This is a genomic window from Gimesia aquarii (assembly GCF_007748195.1).
In the GTDB taxonomy this organism is placed as follows: Bacteria; Planctomycetota; Planctomycetia; order Planctomycetales; family Planctomycetaceae; genus Gimesia; species Gimesia aquarii.
In genome coordinates this window covers 1345369-1361408 of the sequence record NZ_CP037920.1, presented here as the reverse complement: position 1 = coordinate 1361408, position 16040 = coordinate 1345369, and the positions used below count along the sequence as shown (strand labels likewise).

The 16040-nt window shown below is 46.9% G+C and carries 18 protein-coding genes; 14 read left to right on the top strand and 4 right to left on the bottom strand.

Annotation, left to right across the window (positions count from 1 at the left end; all coding sequences use genetic code 11):
- Positions 1 to 4: 4 nt before the first annotated feature.
- On the top strand, positions 5 to 418 hold the full coding sequence (locus V144x_RS05625; RefSeq protein WP_144982617.1) for a VOC family protein: 414 nt from the start codon (positions 5 to 7) through the stop codon (positions 416 to 418).
- Positions 419 to 677: 259 nt separating this feature from the next.
- The gene (locus V144x_RS05620) at positions 678 to 866 is read left to right on the top strand and encodes a hypothetical protein (protein WP_144982613.1); all 189 of its coding nucleotides are present in this window, start codon (positions 678 to 680) and stop codon (positions 864 to 866) included.
- 24 nt (positions 867 to 890) lie between these two features.
- On the opposite strand, the gene V144x_RS05615 is transcribed toward V144x_RS05620, so the two are convergent.
- Both V144x_RS05615 and trxA read right to left on the bottom strand, forming a co-directional pair.
- A complete protein-coding gene (locus V144x_RS05615) occupies positions 891 to 2924 on the bottom strand; it encodes a coiled-coil domain-containing protein (protein ID WP_144982610.1) in 2034 nt (677 codons plus the stop codon).
- Between the two features lie 191 nt (positions 2925 to 3115).
- Positions 3116 to 3442, bottom strand: a complete 327-nt coding sequence (trxA, locus tag V144x_RS05610; protein ID WP_144982607.1) for a thioredoxin — start codon at positions 3440 to 3442, stop codon at positions 3116 to 3118.
- Between the two features lie 385 nt (positions 3443 to 3827).
- On the opposite strand from trxA, the gene V144x_RS05605 reads away from it, so the two are divergent.
- Complete coding sequence (locus V144x_RS05605) at positions 3828 to 4721, top strand: hypothetical protein (RefSeq protein WP_144982604.1); 894 nt, start codon at positions 3828 to 3830, stop codon at positions 4719 to 4721.
- A gap of 37 nt (positions 4722 to 4758) precedes the next feature.
- A complete protein-coding gene (purN, locus tag V144x_RS05600) occupies positions 4759 to 5427 on the top strand; it encodes a phosphoribosylglycinamide formyltransferase (RefSeq protein WP_144982601.1) in 669 nt (222 codons plus the stop codon).
- 41 nt (positions 5428 to 5468) lie between these two features.
- Here purN and V144x_RS05595 read toward each other — a convergent pair whose 3' ends face one another.
- Positions 5469 to 6836, bottom strand: a complete 1368-nt coding sequence (locus V144x_RS05595; RefSeq protein WP_232102725.1) for a multicopper oxidase family protein — start codon at positions 6834 to 6836, stop codon at positions 5469 to 5471.
- Positions 6837 to 6894: 58 nt separating this feature from the next.
- Complete coding sequence (locus V144x_RS05590; protein ID WP_144982598.1) at positions 6895 to 8415, bottom strand: TolC family protein; 1521 nt, start codon at positions 8413 to 8415, stop codon at positions 6895 to 6897.
- 506 nt (positions 8416 to 8921) lie between these two features.
- On the opposite strand from V144x_RS05590, the gene V144x_RS05585 reads away from it, so the two are divergent.
- The 10 genes from V144x_RS05585 to V144x_RS05540 all read left to right on the top strand — a co-directional run bounded on the left by V144x_RS05585 (position 8922) and on the right by V144x_RS05540 (position 16032).
- A complete protein-coding gene (locus V144x_RS05585; RefSeq protein WP_232098895.1) occupies positions 8922 to 9683 on the top strand; it encodes a DeoR/GlpR family DNA-binding transcription regulator in 762 nt (253 codons plus the stop codon).
- 57 nt (positions 9684 to 9740) lie between these two features.
- Positions 9741 to 10445, top strand: a complete 705-nt coding sequence (gene pduL / locus V144x_RS05580) for a phosphate propanoyltransferase (RefSeq protein ID WP_144982595.1) — start codon at positions 9741 to 9743, stop codon at positions 10443 to 10445.
- Positions 10446 to 10580: 135 nt separating this feature from the next.
- On the top strand, positions 10581 to 10877 hold the full coding sequence (locus tag V144x_RS05575) for a BMC domain-containing protein (RefSeq protein ID WP_144982592.1): 297 nt from the start codon (positions 10581 to 10583) through the stop codon (positions 10875 to 10877).
- 138 nt (positions 10878 to 11015) lie between these two features.
- Positions 11016 to 11285 (top strand): BMC domain-containing protein, encoded by a 270-nt coding sequence (locus V144x_RS05570; RefSeq protein ID WP_144990708.1) that lies wholly within the window; start codon positions 11016 to 11018, stop codon positions 11283 to 11285.
- A 99-nt stretch (positions 11286 to 11384) separates the two neighbouring features.
- A complete protein-coding gene (locus V144x_RS05565; RefSeq protein WP_144990706.1) occupies positions 11385 to 12575 on the top strand; it encodes an acetate/propionate family kinase in 1191 nt (396 codons plus the stop codon).
- Positions 12576 to 12622: 47 nt separating this feature from the next.
- A complete protein-coding gene (locus V144x_RS05560; RefSeq protein WP_144982589.1) occupies positions 12623 to 12937 on the top strand; it encodes a EutN/CcmL family microcompartment protein in 315 nt (104 codons plus the stop codon).
- 24 nt (positions 12938 to 12961) lie between these two features.
- Positions 12962 to 13480 carry a hypothetical protein gene (locus V144x_RS05555; protein ID WP_144982586.1) on the top strand — a complete coding sequence of 173 codons (519 nt, stop codon included), beginning with the start codon at positions 12962 to 12964 and terminating at the stop codon, positions 13478 to 13480.
- 71 nt (positions 13481 to 13551) lie between these two features.
- Positions 13552 to 14982, top strand: coding sequence for an aldehyde dehydrogenase EutE (locus tag V144x_RS05550; protein ID WP_144982583.1), 1431 nt, complete (start codon positions 13552 to 13554; stop codon positions 14980 to 14982).
- A gap of 68 nt (positions 14983 to 15050) precedes the next feature.
- A complete protein-coding gene (locus V144x_RS05545; protein ID WP_144982579.1) occupies positions 15051 to 15308 on the top strand; it encodes a EutN/CcmL family microcompartment protein in 258 nt (85 codons plus the stop codon).
- Positions 15309 to 15333: 25 nt separating this feature from the next.
- The gene (locus V144x_RS05540) at positions 15334 to 16032 is read left to right on the top strand and encodes a hypothetical protein (protein WP_144982576.1); all 699 of its coding nucleotides are present in this window, start codon (positions 15334 to 15336) and stop codon (positions 16030 to 16032) included.
- Positions 16033 to 16040: the final 8 nt, after the last annotated feature.

Sequence of the window (16040 nt, the reverse complement as noted above, 5' to 3'; positions counted from 1 at the left end):
ACCTATGAGTGATTCTGTTGTTTCAGATAAGGTTTGCGTTCAATCATTCGATCACATTACGCTTGTCGTAAAAGATCTGGAAGCATCCCGTCAGTTTTACGTTGACTTTTTAGGTATGGAGCACGTTCCGCGACCTGCGTTCTCTTTTGAAGGGCACTGGTTCCAAATTGGAAATCAGCAAATTCATTTGATTCTCGAACACGATCAGTCAGGCAAGGCAGGGCAACTTGACCCCGATCAAAACACACGCACCCACCATTTTGCATTTCAGGTCAATGATGCAAAACAAGCCTATGATAAGGCGGTCAGCCAGGGTATTCCCATTGTTTCGCCTCCCAAATCGCGGCCCGATGGAGCGACTCAAACATTCCTGAATGATCCTGATGGCCATATTATCGAACTCTGCTCGCTCTCCTGAGACTCATTCCTCAAACCGAATATTAGAGTTTTAACGGTTTTTCAGGTGTTCGTTCAGCACACAACATAAAGTTTAGAAATGACTCAGGCCAAGAATCGACTGGAAATTCCCTCGATCAGTACGGTATACTGAAACAAGGACGCAAATCAGAGTTCTATAAATCCTGTTTCAGAGAACAGAAAGAAAACAGAAGAACCGGTTGGCCTCCAGATAAATATGATAGAGCGACAGAATAAAGTAGAGAGGAATGAAAGTCTCAATGACGGATGCACCCAAGAAAATGATCATAGGCTCAATGGCCGCCTCCGGACTAGTGGCGGTACTCGCTCTGGTTGACATGATTATTGGCATGCCCTTTCGCGGCAGTACCGTGATGGACATCATGTTCCTCATCTCTGCCGGTCTCGTATTATTTCTCTGCTGGGATGCCTGGAAAGACCTGCGTTAACTTTCCCCTGACAAGGCGGAGAGCTTAATCCAACCGATCAAGCTCCGCTTCATCGTCACCTGCTTCCGTCAGTTGATCAACTGGCTCATCAAGCTTCGTTTCAGGTAATTCTTCTTCGAGCAGGTCTGTCGCTTTCGTTTTCGAAAACGCGACCCCTTCTTCTAGTGTTCCTTCTATTCCCGTCAAATCGGTTAGCTGCTGTAACAAATCACGAATGATCTGTTCGGCCTGTATTTTTTCTTGAAGCCAGACTTCTCGTTTCTGATCCCAGGTCGCATCTCGAATCGCCAGTTTTTCTGCTTCGAAACGCAATTGTTCGCTTCTCTGTCTGATCTGCTCATCACGTTCTGCGATCCAATCTGAAACATTCTGTCGTTCCTGACGAAATTCATCGCGGTGTCGATGAAATAACTCTTGAGAATGATCGAGTTCCTGTCGTTCTACTGATAATGATTCTCGTAATTGGCGATAGTGCGTGGCAAGCGCCTCTCTAGCTTTTTCCAACCGTTCGCGGGCGGCATCTTCCCCTTCTGTCTGTGTTAATTGAGCCCAACCTTCTTCCAACGCCAGGCGCATTTCCAACGTTCCACGATGGGTTTCTTCCACTTCCGCTCGTAAGGTATCTAACCTCTCGCGGCGGCGTTCCAGATTTTCCGCATGGAGTGCCAGCATATCCTGTTGACGACGTAATTCTACTTGTTGTGCTTCTCGTTCTTTTTGCCAGAGCTCGTGCTCTTCTGTCATTCTCTGTTTCTGGGTCTGCTCATAACGTTCGACCGAGCGACGAAGTTCGATGTGCAAAGCCCGCTCTTTCTCAAGGGACTGCTCACGCTGTTGCAACAAATCACGAAACCGATCAAGCTGCTTCATTCTTAAGATATGAATCCGCTCGTTCTGTTCGTGTTGCTGTTGTTGAACTTGCTGTTGGCGCTGGAAATCATGCTGATCCTGTTCAATCTGACTTCGCAAACGCAACAAATGATTTTCCTGAAACTTAATTCGGTTTTCGATTAGAGTTCGTTTTTGTTCGAAAGCATCTTCGCGTGAAGCGTATTCGCGCTGCAGATCTTCACGTTGTATTTTGAGTTGGTGCTCAATTTCTTCTGAACGAATCACAAAATCTCTTTTGCGAGACTCCAATTCCGCTTCATCGGTCTGTTTTTGTGATTGCCATTCTGCCTGTAATGTTTTCTGCTCAAGCTCAAATTTCTCTTTTCGAGAAGCTAATTCTGTTTCGACTTTTTTTATCGTCTGCTCATGAAATTCTCGCTCTTTTTTCAGGTGATCCAGTTCAGTCTGTTTCACTCCCTGCCATTCATCTCGATCGCGTTCTAAATCGCTACGCTGACTGGAAAGTGTTTCGAGAACCTGTTCATGAATGCGATTGCGTTCATTAATCAAATCCAGCCGATCACGCTCCAAACTTTCTCTTTGCTGCGCAAACTCCATCAGGATCTGGTCACGCATTTCTGAACGTTCCTGCTCCAGGATATCCTGAGACTCGAAGAGCTTTTCCTGTTCATGTTGCAAGGTTTTGGCCAGTTTTTCACATTCGACGGCTTTACGAATCAATTCCGTTTCTTTGTCGCGAATACTTGCTTCACGCTCGTCATATTGTTCTTCAATCTGGCTGATCCACATGCGAATCTTGCGACGCTCATTGTCGATTTCTCCTAGTTGACTATTAAGAGTCTGTTCGCGCCGATTGATTTCCACAAACTGTGATTTTAGATAGTTAGCGATGTCACCAGCTTGCGATAACAGCTCGGCCCCCGTCAGAGAAGCACCTGCTTCTTCTGCCCCTGCACTCTGTAAATTCTCAGCGGTCGCTGCATAGGCAAAACTTTTTTCCAGTTCGGCTTGTTTCTGATCGCTGAAAAAAGAAGTCGCTTCTACCTTATCAGATTCAGCCGATGAATGGGGCTGATCCGCCCGACGTTCAACTCCACCTGGACCAGGCAATGGAAGCGAATCTGCTTGCTCATGGCTCGTTGGTTTGAACCCAGCAAAGGGAGGGGGAGACTGTGGTTTCTGGTCAGACTTGGCACCATCACTCATGCCGGGATTCCTTTCCCAAACGGCGTTTCACCCTATAACCCTATCAAGTTCAAAGTACAGAAATCCGTTTCTTATTAATCACTTTGAACAGTCGGTAACGCAAATCAGTAAAACGACAAAAAGGGCAGAAGAGGATAAAGTTACCATCCTCTCTGCCCACTATGAAATAATACCGCAGGTTTCCACTACGATTATATTTGGCTATCCAATGAAGTCGCAAATCGATCTTTGGGAGTCACACCTACGAACGTTTCAACCACTTCACCATTTTTATAAAGTTTAACAGTAGGAATCGCACTGATGTTGCTTGAAGAAGCGATGCCTGGATTTTCATCTGTATTCAGTTTTCCAACGCGAATACGACCTGAGTAATCATTGGCGATTTCTTCAATGGTTGGCATCATCATTTTGCAAGGACCACACCAAGGCGCCCAGAAATCTACTAATACAGGTTCAGATGCTTCCAAAACTTCAGACTGGAAGTTTGCATCAGTAAATTCCAATACATTTTCAGCCATTACTGGTTGTCTCCATTACAATTGAATTCGATTAATATTTAAACTTGAAGTAGAGAAATATACTTCGAGTGCCCAGATATTGACATCGTCTCTAAATGGGGAGATCGCTCTAACCCCTAAGAAATACAAGAAAAACTTGGATTTACTTCGTCCTGTATTTCAAGAGAATTATAGAGATCCTCTATTTTGTGTCAATGCTCTCTCAGAAGATGTAATCGACAAAAGTTCTTATCAAATAAGGGATTGCGCCATGAAGATTGACTCAAGCCTGATTTTTTTTAAGCTCGACAAATCATTACACTTCCGACAAAATAGAGTGATCTGTCAATTGTCATAATTGATTTCTATAAAACAACTTAATGAATCAAAAGTAAGAGGGCGAATCATGCAGTCTTATCTCAAAATCCTGATTTTGACCGGACTTGTTGGAACGTTTCCCCCCTTATTTGTGATTGCTCAAGAAACAGCCACGGATCCATTTAAGCCGTTCCCGGATCAACTCGCCCCTTCTTTGTTTAACGAAGTTCAGGATCGTGACTTTCGAGGCATCATTCCCGAAGAAAAAGCACTGTATTACTACGTGCTCAAGCATCTGCGCGAAACCAGTTTGAAAGATCAAAAACAGGCTGCAGAATTTAATCTACAACAAAGACGGGCAGAACTGAAAACCTTTCAAGAACATCCTGAACTCACACTGCCACTATTTCGAGATATCTTCAAAAACAGCAGTCGTTATAAAGGCAGATTGGTCATGCTGAAGGGCCGGGTTCGTAAATTGATGCATTATCCGGCAGAAAAAAATGAGTATGGTATTCAGACGCTTTATGAAGCCTGGCTGTTTACCGACGACTCCCAACAGAATCCGACAGTAGTGGTTTGCACAGAAGTACCAGAGGCATTACAAAATGGTCTGCCAGCAGGCACTGATGTCATCGATAATGTAACGGTGACTGGCTACCTCTTTAAAATGTATGCCTATAATGCACAAGACACGACGCGTGTCGCTCCCTTAATTTTAGCAAGGCAACTAGAATGGTCTCCTGCCATCACCGATGAAAAAGGGAGCCAGGCGTTTTTGCAACTCATGGCTGGTGCTTTTATCATCCTCATAGCGGGAGTTGCGATTGTGATGTGGAAAACAATGCAAAAAGATAAGCAGTTCAAAGAAAAACGTTTACAGGCAAATCAGGACCAGGTTAGCTTTGACCGGCTTGAATCACAATCGGAACCTTCAAAAGCAGAGTCAAATCCGGAATCAAAGTCCGATCATCAAAGTTAAAATGAATCTTACTATTTAAGAGTATTGTATCACAAACATGAACGCGGATCGCACTCTGTCTCCCATCCTGAATCGCCCCTTGAAACTGGCCGTATTAATTTCCGGTGGTGGAACAACCCTGACCAATTTTCTCGAAAAAGAGGCTGCTGGCGAACTCAAAATTGAAATACCTTTAGTCATTGCCAGTCGTCCCGACTGTGGTGGCGTTGACAAAGCGAAAGCCGCGGGCCTTCGCTGTGAAGTGATCTGTCGACGTGACTACAAAAACATGAATGATTTTAGCGAAGCAATTTTTCATCTTTGTCGCAGTGCAGAAGTAGATCTGGTCGCACTGGCTGGCTGGCTTTCCCTGATTCATATTCCCGATGATTTCCAGTACAAAGTCATGAATATTCATCCGGCACTCATTCCCGCATTTTGCGGTAAGGGTTATTACGGCCATAAAGTTCATGAAGCTGTCGTCGAACGCGGAGTCAAAGTCAGTGGTTGCACCGTTCACTTTGCCGATAACGAATACGATCATGGTCCCATCATCGGCCAGTCAGCGGTTCCCGTCAAAGGGACTGACACACCAGACCAGGTAGCAGCCAATGTGTTCCAGTCTGAATGTGAACTCTACCCCCGCATGATTCGACTCTTCGCTGCCGGCAAAATCAAAATTATTGATCGGCGTGTTGTCATCGAAGAGCAAGTCAACCACTTGTGATCTGATTGCTCCCACAACAATTCAGATTCAACAAGATCCTCTCAAATCGACTGACTTCCCGGTGGTGGATTAAGTGGTGAACTCGAATTCGGAGGAATCGGATCATTGGTCAGCATGACTTTATCGTACAATTCAGGCGGGAGAACGCGAAGCACTGTGAAGAGGCCTTTGACACCATGAAACCAACCCTCGCGCATCCCCTGTGTTTCGCGGCGACTCGTTAGTTTATGCAAGTCTTCCTTCGTCCACTTCGCGCTGGACATCATCTGTGGATATCCGGGAACATCAAAACCGGGATCATTTTTCTTTTTACGAATGATTGGACCTACCTGGGAAACCATGTGGTTCATCATATGGTGGAACATGTGACAATGTAGTACCCAGTCGCCCGGATTGTTGGCGATGAATTCCACATCCCGTGACTGTGCCACACCAAGGATTACAGTATTGCCGGGTACCCAGGCCGATTCAGGTATGCGGCCGCCCTCTGTTCCAGTCACCCAGTAAGTGTGGCCGTGCAGGTGCATCGGATGCTGGTGTAACGTGCTAAAGTTCATAAATCGAATACGCACACGTTCCCCTAACTTGCATACCAGAGGTGTTGTATAAGGTCCACACCGCCCGTTAATCGTGACAAAGTTCCAATCCATCGACTGAGTGTTGGGAATCTCTGCGTTGGGCAATATAGAGAATTGTTGGGTGACCAGTACAAAATCACGGTCCACCACCGGTTCGTAGGCAACCTTGGGATGAATGACGAAGGGAACAACCATGCCGATGGCTTCCTGCATCGCGACATGGGGATGCAAAAAGCAGCTGCCCTCCTGGTGCACGTCATATTCATACACAAATGTTTGACCGGGTTTGACTAAATTTTGCGTCACCGCCGGAATGCCATCCATATAAACCGGTAATTCGAGGCCATGCGAATGCAGCGTGGTTGGTTCCGGCAAATCGTTGCGAAATACAATTCGCACTCGCTCGCCTTGGTACAATTCCAATACAGGCCCTGGAAATTGACCATTATATCCATAGGCATCCATCCAGATACCAGGTAACAATTCGCGACGTACGGGAGTCGCCTGCAGGTGAAACTCCCTGACACCATTTACAATTTTTCCACTCTGCTTTTCCAAGTCAGGTGCAGTGACTCTGACAGGTGGGAGCCCTGGTTTTCGAAGCCCGGGTACCAGCTTGCCGCGATCAGTCGGACTACCAACTGGGCCACCTCGACCGGAGTGCGTACGAGGAAATTCTCCACCTTGACCATTGTATTCATCAGTATGAGAGACCTCTTCTGGCTGTTGCCCTATGACCGAACCCGCGGCGAATAGTCCGGCTGTGGCTGCCGCTCCTTGCACAAGAAAGTTTCTGCGATCTTTGGGAGTGCCCATAGGAAGGCCTTTCATCAAATAACGAATCGTCGTGTTGTTGAGAGTTTGATTATTCTTGTTAATAAAATTTTTGTTACCGTGGCTTGGGAACGGAGTCGATATGACCACCGCTCAGCGGCGCCTGAGGTTCGGTTAACCCACCCGTCAATAACATCCCGCGAATAGAGATATCCGTTTCACGGTACGCTAACAATGCGTCAATGTACTGAGCCTGCAAATCAAGATAGTTTTTTTGTGCCATGAGTACCTGGGGCCAGGTCGCTCGCCGCATGATATAACTTTTATGCAACAGTTCGTAAACCTGTTTGGCCTTCGGCAACATCTCACTCTGGTAAGCTTGAATGTGTTGCCAGTTGGTTTGATAATTTCGATATTGGTCAGCAAGCGCTGCACTCAAAGTTAACTCCAGCCGCTTCACGTCCGCCCGCGATCGGTTGAGATCGGCCATTGCCTGGTCAATGGTACCACTGTTATCGTCGAAAATGGGAAGAGGAACACCGGCAGTCACCCCCGCGACAGAATTATCCGTTTCAAAATTGTGACCAAAATCCACATTGACCAGAATATTGGGAATCGGCTGAACTCGTTCTCGCTCCACCGTGATCTCGTCATGGCAAACTTTTTCCCAGGCTGCCACCAATTCAGGACTATTTTGCAAAAGATGATGAAACGCTGATTCCCAATCTAACTTTTCTTCAGTTGGTTCAAGAGTACCATGTAACGTAGTACGAGATAATTCAGGCGTGCCTACCATCGCAACCAGATTTCGCCACGCTTGCTCAAGATCATTCTCGGCCGTTTGCAAGTTCAGTTGATTCTGTCGCAAGTTGATTTCTGATTGCAGAAGACCCGGCGTATTTGTTTGTCCGAGATTCAGCATCTCTTTATGAGTCTGGACATTATCTTTTGCATTCGCAACCAGTTGCTTTTGAACTTCCACAAGCTGCTGTGCTGCAAGTGTCTTGTAGAAATGCATGCGAACGTCGTTCAACACGCGATCATATTGAGCAGACCGATTCGTTTCTGCAATCCGTGCTGCCTGCGACCATTTCGCACGACTCAGTTGCAATTTACCGCCCGTCACAAACTCCTGTGAAACGTAACCACCCTGTAATTCGCCAGCAGTGCCTGCAATACCAATTTGATCACTGGCATATCCCACTACGGGATTCGGATAGAGACCTGCCTGATAAGCAGAACCAGAGGCTGCATCAACCTGTGCCATCGCCTGGACTAAAGTAGGATTGTTGGACAACGCCATTTCTTCCAGCGTTTCCAACGTCAACATCATAGGTTGTTCGTTGACAACTCCATCAGGGGCAGGCAATAGGAGAGATTCCGTTTTCTCGACAGGTAAGTGAATCTCTTGCTCATGGGCTACCTGCCGTGTCATTGACTGAGAAACGTTTTTAGCAGGCTCTGAGAAAGTATCATCGTCTAGCGCGAGAACATAGGGAGGCTCTTCCAGATCTAAAGCGCGGCTCACACCCGGTTTCGCGCTCTTCAGTTTTGAGAGATGACGCTCCGGTCCAGTGGCACAACCACTCGCCATGACTATTGCAATTGATACGGCAATTTGAATAGCTCGTTTCACCGTGATCCTCCCTGACAGTTATTCAACGCACAGTCCTTGTGCGCAGCCCTAACAACTTAGATCGACATCAACGGACTCGGATGTGTCATCGTTTCATTCGAATCTAATCAGCAGAGATGATTTGAACACGCAAAATCGGTCAAATAAGAACAACCGTTACACTCGAATAAGAAGACTCTTTCATATGTAAACGTTGAAAGCTGAAACGGCACTTGATCTTAGCCTGTTTTAAATCCTTCCTGAAACGTACAGCAGGAGCGAAAGCAAAACGAAACTGGGACTTTGAGCAGAGTTCAAAACAGGTTGTTTTACTAAACTTTACTGAATTCCGGTTCAAAATGAATATTTGCTTTAGGAAAGATGAAGTCTTTAGGAAAATTCAAAACAACTGACAGATAATGATTGATTTTGAAAGAATTTGATGTTATTTTGCAAATAATGATTGAAATGAAGCACTTTGGAAGGCATATTCTTTAGGGAATTATATCGTCTCAGGAGGAGTTTGCATGTCAATGTTGCTTGACGAAAGACGGGAAAGCATCCTAAAGATTGTTGAAAACAAGGGTTTTGTGTCCCTTGTGGATTTGATGGATTCTGTGGGTGCTTCTGAATCGACCATTCGAAGGGATTTGGAGTATCTTGACGGAATCGGTCAGATTCGACGGACCCGAGGTGGGGCCGCTTACAGTGGAGAATCATTAGCTACATTTGAAGATCGGTCTTTTATGTCCTCTGGGCAAAAAAGGCTAATCGCACAAACTGTAGCCAACATGATCTCTCCCGGAGAAGCAGTGCTTATGGATGGAGGCACAACCACTTTGGAAGTGGCCCGCCAACTGGCGGGAAAACAACTACAGGTCGTTACGAATTCACTACCGATTGCCAACTTGTTGGTCAATCAACCCAATATCGATTTGATGTTAATCGGAGGATTTCTGTTCCCCAAAACAGGCGTCGCACTAGGCAAGACAGCAGTCGAATCACTCAAGAGCGTCAATGTTCGACGTTTAATTATCAGTGTAGGCGGTATTACAGAGGATGGACTTTACAACAGCAACATGCTCTTAGTGGAAACCGAACAACAAATGTTTGCAGCTGCAGAAGAAGTCATTGTTGTCACAGACAGTACCAAATTTGGTCATTCGGCACTGGCCCATTTATGCCCCCTCAGTGCGGTGGACCACATCGTTGTTGATGATGGAATTTCAGAGAAATGGAAGTCAGTGATCCAGGATGCAGGGATCGAGTTAACGGTCGTTGAAACATAAAACACCCCATACAAAAACAGATAACTTATCCAATTCAAGAAATTGAGACCCGATATTATGACACAGCTTACAAACTCCATATCACGTTCCCAGATTGAGCAACTGGTTCGTCAGGCCTTAGGGCAGCAACTTGGAAGTGCGGCAGCACCCTCTTCTGCTCCGAACCCGCTCGTTGTCAATATCTCTGCTCGGCACATTCACCTTTCACAAGAACACCTCGAAGTACTGTTTGGTAAAGGTGCTCAATTAGAAGTACAAAAAGACCTCTACCAGGAAGGCTACTTCGCCGCCACACAGACCGTCGCCATCGTGGGTCCACGTCGTCGCATGATTCCCAATGTGCGTGTTTTAGGCCCTTGCCGTGGTGATACCCAAGTAGAACTGGCCTTTACCGACACGATCTCGCTTGGCCTGGAAGTCCCCATTCGTATCAGTGGTGACCTGGAAAATACGCCCGGTTGTGTATTGATGGGCCCCAAAGGAGTCGTCGAACTGGATAAGGGAGTAATTCGTGCCGCACGCCACGTACATATGTCGCCCGCAGATTGTGCTCATTATGGTTGTGCCAATGGTGACAAATTGCACCTGAGGATCGAATCAAATGGCTGCACGACAGTTCTGGAAGACGTCGTCGTACGCGAAAACCCGGAAGTGAAACTGGAAGTACACATTGATACTGATGAAGGGAACGCCGTTGATCTGGATCACGCCACTTCAGTCAAGCTGTTTGTTCCTGAAGGCTGTAAATGCAAACACAGCTAATTTTGAAATGAGAAGTAAATTCCTCTGACAATCAAGTTAGAAGAATCTCTTTAATATTGTTGAAGAACCGACTTTGGTTCTGATTAAAATGACGAACTGTTTTTTCTTAACTATCTCTAAAAGGAGAACTAACTCATGGCGAAAGCAATGGAAGCCCTGGGAATGGTGGAAACAAAAGGGCTTATCAGCCTGATTGAAGCCGCCGATGCAATGTTGAAATCTGCCAACGTACAAATGGTTGGCTGGGAAAAAGTGGGTAGTGGACTGGTCACTGCATTTGTTGTCGGTGACGTCGCTGCTGTCAAAGCTGCCGTCGATGCCGGTGCTGCTTCTGCCAGCAAAGTAGGCGAAGTTGTCAGCGTTCAAGTGATTCCACGTCCTCACGAAGAACTTGCCAGCATTCTGCCAAATAAAACTGCTGCCAAGAAATAACATAACGGGTTACCAACATTGACGGCTGAAACTCCTGAATCCGATCGTATCGATGATGAAAACCAGTTGACGTTCAACTGGTATGAGTCAGCAGGTCCTTCAGCCAAACCCATCACAACTAAATATAAAGAGGACAAAATGAGTTCTGAAGCCATTGGTCTTATTGAAACAAAAGGTTTGGTTGCTCAAATTGAAGCATCCGATGCCATGCTGAAAGCTGCCAACGTGACTCTGGTTGACCAGATTCAAATTGGTGGTGCTTTCGTGACAACAGTCATACAAGGAGATATCGGATCGGTTCGTGCTGCGGTTGACGCTGGTGCTGCCTCTGCTTCTCAAGTAGGAGAACTGGTTGGCGCCCACGTGATAGCACGTCCTGCCGAAAGTTTATTGTCACACTTTATTTAATCAAACGTACTGTTGGTTCTTCCCGGGATTCATAAATTGTGATGATCGGGGAACAGGATGTTGAAACACCAGTCTTTTGTCACAGAATGGATTCCTGCAATGAAAGTTCTAGTTGCTAATTTAGGTTCAACCAGTTTCAAGTATCGCCTGTTCGATATGCCCGCTGAAGTGCAACTTGCACGCGGTGGCATTGATCGTATCGGTGAAGAACAAAGCAATTGCTTTGTGGAAATTGGTTCGCATCGGGAAGAAAACACAGACCATGTGCCCGACCATGCAGCCGCCGTCAACTTGTGTCTGTCTCAATTGACCAACGCCGAATGGGGTTGTCTCAGTTCAGCCGACGAAGTCGCGGGAATTGGCTTTAAAGCAGTCTTTGCTGGAAACTTAAGTGGCGTGCGTCTGGTAGACGAAGAATTACTGACCAAGATGGAGGCGTTAGCAGATATTGCTCCTGCTCACAATCCTCCGTATGCCCGAGCGATGCGACAACTGCGTCAGGCGTTTCCTGAAATCCCGTTGGTTGCTGCATTGGAAACGGCGTTCCATGAAACCATCCCTGCAGAAAATCGTACCTATGCCATTCCACATCATTGGCAGGAAGAATACGAAGTTCAACGTTGGGGCTTTCATGGTGCCAGTCACCGTTATATCGGCACTCGTATGGCCGAGTTGACTGGCAGAGATGACCTGCGGTTAATCTCTTGCCACTTGGGAGGAAGTAGTTCGTTGTGTGCCATGCGAGGTGGTGTCTCACAAGCCAACAGTCTGGGAATGAGTCCCCAAACAGGATTGCCTCATAATAATCGTGTGGGTGATTTTGATCCGTTTGCTCTACCGGTTCTAATCAAAGCCACCGGGAAGCCCCTGGCGGAACTTTTAGAAGACCTGTCGAGCAAAGGAGGCTTGTTAGGAATGAGTGGATTGAGTGGTGACTGTCGCGATCTGGAAGAAGCGGCAGCCAACGGTCATTCCAGAGCAGAGTTAGCACTCAGTGTGTTCCACTCTGCCATCCGACATTACCTGGGAGCTTACCTGACGGTGCTTGGTGGCGCTGATGCGATTGTTTTCACGGGTGGAATCGGTGAAAACAGCGTGAGTTTACGAGAGAAAGTATGTGCCAATCTGGAATGGGCGGGAATTCGTCTGGATGCTGAAAAGAATAAATCAGCCTCAGATGAAACGGCCATTCAGGCAGATGACAGTAACGTACAAATCTGGGTGGTACCGACGAATGAGGAGATTGTCGTCGGACGACAAACAGTGGAAGTCATCGAAGGGCGTTCGTAACGCCTGAGAGGACTGCCATCCTTTTAGGATTTTGAGGAGTTGGTTCGATGTTTATAGGACGAATTACCGGTAGCATCGTTTCGTCGCAGAAAGTTGAGACAATGGTAGGACAGTCGCTGTTCATTGTCGAACCGTTGCGGGTTAACGAAAAAGACCAAAGCGATCTGACTCCAACGGGACGCTCGTTTGTCGTTGTGGACACAGTCGGAGCAGGGCAGGGTGAAGTCGTACTGTGTGTGCAAGGGTCATCGGCTCGCTTCACACCAGAGACGAAAACACTGCCCATCGATGCCGCCATTGTTGGCATTGTTGATCAAGTCCACATTGGTGCGAATGAAATTTTTAACTCAAAAGAGAAATAAAACGATCTGAATCGGAAGCATTCCATGTCCAGCCAGTTACCACAAGCCAATTTGCAGCAAATGCGCATGACCATGATGGTCATCTGGATTGCGCTCATCATGGGTGTGGTTACATTTGGAATTGTGGTCATTATGATTGGCCTCAAAGGGGCTCCCGGCGACGATTTACCGGTCATCACGTACGGAGGGATAGGCATAGCAGCATTGATGCTGGTCCTCAGATTTTTTGTACCAGACATGATGGCCCGTAACCAGTTTAAACAAGCCATGCAAACTGCCAAAGCAGAAGGCAACGAAGATGAAGAAGAGATGCTGGGAAAATTCTACCAGATATTCTTAACGCGTCTAATAATTGGAATGGCGTTACTGGAAGGTGCCGCCTTTCTCAATCTTGTCGCCGTAATGGCAGAAAACCAGCCACTGGGCTTTGTGCCGGTTGCCATTTTATTACTGGCAATGATTGCCTCAGTACCAACGAAATCAAAACTCGACGGATGGATTCGCAACCAGATGGAAAACTATAACCTGGAAAACCAAAACTGAAATTTTAATAACTGAGACAGTCGTCTTGAGTTTTCAAGCTCAAAACTGATCTGCTCCGGGAGAAACCTATTATGCAGGCGACAGAAGATGCCATTCGAAGTGTCGTACAGGAAGTGTTATCACAACTCAACAATCGAGGCGGTTACGGTTCCGCTTCGCCCGCAGCGCATCAAAATGGTGACTGGGGTGTCTTCAATTGCGTTGACCAGGCTGTCGCCGCGGCAACCGAAGGACAAAAACAACTGTTAAATGCCTCTCTGGAAGACCGGGCCAAGGCACTCGAAATTGTGCGTCAGATTTGTGACACCCAGGCCGATGAATTGGGTCGTCTCGAACTCGAAGAGACAAAAATTGGTCGCCTGGATCATAAGATCGAAAAACTACACCTCATCAAAGACATTCCCGGCATGGAATTTATGAAGACCGAATCCGTTTCCGGCGATAACGGAGTCAGTCTGACGGAGTTCGCTCCCTTTGGTGTAATTGGTGCGATTACTCCTGTCACGCATTCCTTGCCAACTCTGGCCTGTAACTTTATCAATATGGTTGCTTCAGGTAATACGCTGGTTGTGAATCCACACCCGGGCGGAGCAAAAATTGCCTGTGAAGGGGTCCGACGTTTTAATAAGGCCATCTACCAGGCAACCGGTTTGCAAAATCTGGTCACGATCCTGGAAAATCCAACACTGGAAACGGCAGATGAAATCTTTAACCATCGGGGAATTCCACTCTTATGTGTAACCGGTGGTCCGGGAGTGGCTCGTGCTGCTTTGGGTGCCAAGAAGCGAGCGATTGTTGCCGGACCTGGTAACCCACCTGTTGTTGTTGACGAAACAGCAGATCTCGACAATGCTGCGAAATCGATCATCATTGGAGCCGCCTACGATAACAATTTACTTTGCATCGGCGAAAAAGAAGTCTTTGCTGTTGAGAGCATCTTTAACGAGTTGATGTCTGCCATGGGACGGCATGGTGGCTATCAACTCAATTCCCAGCAGGTCGCGCAACTTACTGCTCTGGCATTCTCGCCTCCGAAAGAACCAGGAGGGCACGCTGTTCTCAATCGTGATCTGATTGGGAAAGACGCCTCGGTCTTGGCCGGCATGATTGGCGTTAGTGTTCCAGCAGGAACAGAGCTTCTTTACGGCGAAACTGACACGAACAACCCATTCGTACCGGAAGAGCAAATGATGCCTTTCGTACCATTCGTTCGCTGCCGCAACGCAGACCACGGAATTGAACTGGCCAAAGAATTCGAGCACGGGTTCCGACACACCAGTATGATCCATTCACGAAACATTGAAGTGATTACGAAGATGGGCCGCATCATGGACACTACACTGTTTGTCCAGAACGGTCCTTGTGGAGCCGCTTTAGGTAACGGGGGAGAAGGATATGCTTCATTCAGCATTGCCACTCCCACCGGTGAAGGGGTTACAAACCCACTAACATTCACTCGTTTCCGACGTTCCACCACAGTGGGACACTTACGAATTATTTAATTGAGCAACGTTAGCAGAATCGAAATTCTGTTAATCAAAATCAAAACGATCTCAGGAATTAAAATCTTATGTTGACAGGTCGAGTGATCGGACGAGCAACCGCAACATCCAAACATCCCAGTTTGGATGGATGGCGCTTATTGCTGGTTCAAACTCTCGACATTAAAGGCAACGCGGAGGGTTTTCCTGAGTTGGTAATCGATGAACTGGGGTGCGGCAAAGGAGATACCGTACTGCTGACCTCTGATGGGGCTGCTGTCAGAGAGATGGTGGGCGTGAAGAACACCCCCATTCGCTGGGCGACTCTGGGTGTCATCGATCGTTAATGAAAAATTTAAGAATAGAGTTAATTTGAAACTGATGCAGTTTTCTGAAGAGTTGGTTAATCAGGTTGTCGACAATGTTTTGTCGGTCCTTTCCCAGCAGGGCAATGACAGGCAAGCAACGGGAAATGTACCACCTGTTTCCATAGCTGACTCTTCAATTGTTTTGACCGAGAAAGTCATCACTGCAGATTTATTAGCAGAAAAGACAAAAGGACAAACTGCCATTGGTATTGCAGCAGGATCACTTTTGACTCCTTCTGCGAAAGATTATCTGCGCGAGTTTCAAGTGAGTGTCCATCGTCCCACATCGGTCGTGTCTCCCTCAAAAGGGCAGGGCGCACCATGGCGGGCCATTGTGCTCTCTCATTCAGCTGTCGTTGAGAATGCACTGGCAAAAATCGAACAACAGACCAATTCACGTTGGTCACAGGAGTTGAGTTCTTCACTGGAAGAAGCCGTTAAAGAGACAATCAGCAGTATTTGTCGAGCCGATGCAACAGGCGTGGTTCTGTTTGCCGAAGCCGCAGAGAAAGCAGCCTGTCTGGCGAATCGAAATCAGAAAATTCGAGCAGCCGCCGTTCAGGATGTAAACCATTTACGAACCGTCATCACGCAAATGAGCCCAAATCTGATTTGTGTGAATCCAGAACAGAAATCGTTTATCGAGCTGAGAAATTTAGTTAAGACGTTTGTCAACGCAGGCAATCCCACTGAGGGAAGTTAACCTGCTAA

What these genes read in the sequence shown, in the direction of transcription:
- V144x_RS05625 (WP_144982617.1), top strand. Translation starts at nt 5, where the DNA reads ATGAGTGATTCTGTTGTTTCAGATAAGGTTTGCGTTCAATCATTCGAT.
- V144x_RS05620 (WP_144982613.1), top strand. Translation starts at nt 678, where the DNA reads ATGACGGATGCACCCAAGAAAATGATCATAGGCTCAATGGCCGCCTCC.
- V144x_RS05615 (WP_144982610.1), bottom strand. Translation starts at nt 2,924, where the DNA reads ATGAGTGATGGTGCCAAGTCTGACCAGAAACCACAGTCTCCCCCTCCC.
- trxA (WP_144982607.1), bottom strand. Translation starts at nt 3,442, where the DNA reads ATGGCTGAAAATGTATTGGAATTTACTGATGCAAACTTCCAGTCTGAA.
- V144x_RS05605 (WP_144982604.1), top strand. Translation starts at nt 3,828, where the DNA reads ATGCAGTCTTATCTCAAAATCCTGATTTTGACCGGACTTGTTGGAACG.
- purN (WP_144982601.1), top strand. Translation starts at nt 4,759, where the DNA reads ATGAACGCGGATCGCACTCTGTCTCCCATCCTGAATCGCCCCTTGAAA.
- V144x_RS05595 (WP_232102725.1), bottom strand. Translation starts at nt 6,836, where the DNA reads ATGAAAGGCCTTCCTATGGGCACTCCCAAAGATCGCAGAAACTTTCTT.
- V144x_RS05585 (WP_232098895.1), top strand. Translation starts at nt 8,922, where the DNA reads ATGTCAATGTTGCTTGACGAAAGACGGGAAAGCATCCTAAAGATTGTT.
- pduL (WP_144982595.1), top strand. Translation starts at nt 9,741, where the DNA reads ATGACACAGCTTACAAACTCCATATCACGTTCCCAGATTGAGCAACTG.
- V144x_RS05575 (WP_144982592.1), top strand. Translation starts at nt 10,581, where the DNA reads ATGGCGAAAGCAATGGAAGCCCTGGGAATGGTGGAAACAAAAGGGCTT.
- V144x_RS05570 (WP_144990708.1), top strand. Translation starts at nt 11,016, where the DNA reads ATGAGTTCTGAAGCCATTGGTCTTATTGAAACAAAAGGTTTGGTTGCT.
- V144x_RS05565 (WP_144990706.1), top strand. Translation starts at nt 11,385, where the DNA reads ATGAAAGTTCTAGTTGCTAATTTAGGTTCAACCAGTTTCAAGTATCGC.
- V144x_RS05560 (WP_144982589.1), top strand. Translation starts at nt 12,623, where the DNA reads ATGTTTATAGGACGAATTACCGGTAGCATCGTTTCGTCGCAGAAAGTT.
- V144x_RS05555 (WP_144982586.1), top strand. Translation starts at nt 12,962, where the DNA reads ATGTCCAGCCAGTTACCACAAGCCAATTTGCAGCAAATGCGCATGACC.
- V144x_RS05550 (WP_144982583.1), top strand. Translation starts at nt 13,552, where the DNA reads ATGCAGGCGACAGAAGATGCCATTCGAAGTGTCGTACAGGAAGTGTTA.
- V144x_RS05545 (WP_144982579.1), top strand. Translation starts at nt 15,051, where the DNA reads ATGTTGACAGGTCGAGTGATCGGACGAGCAACCGCAACATCCAAACAT.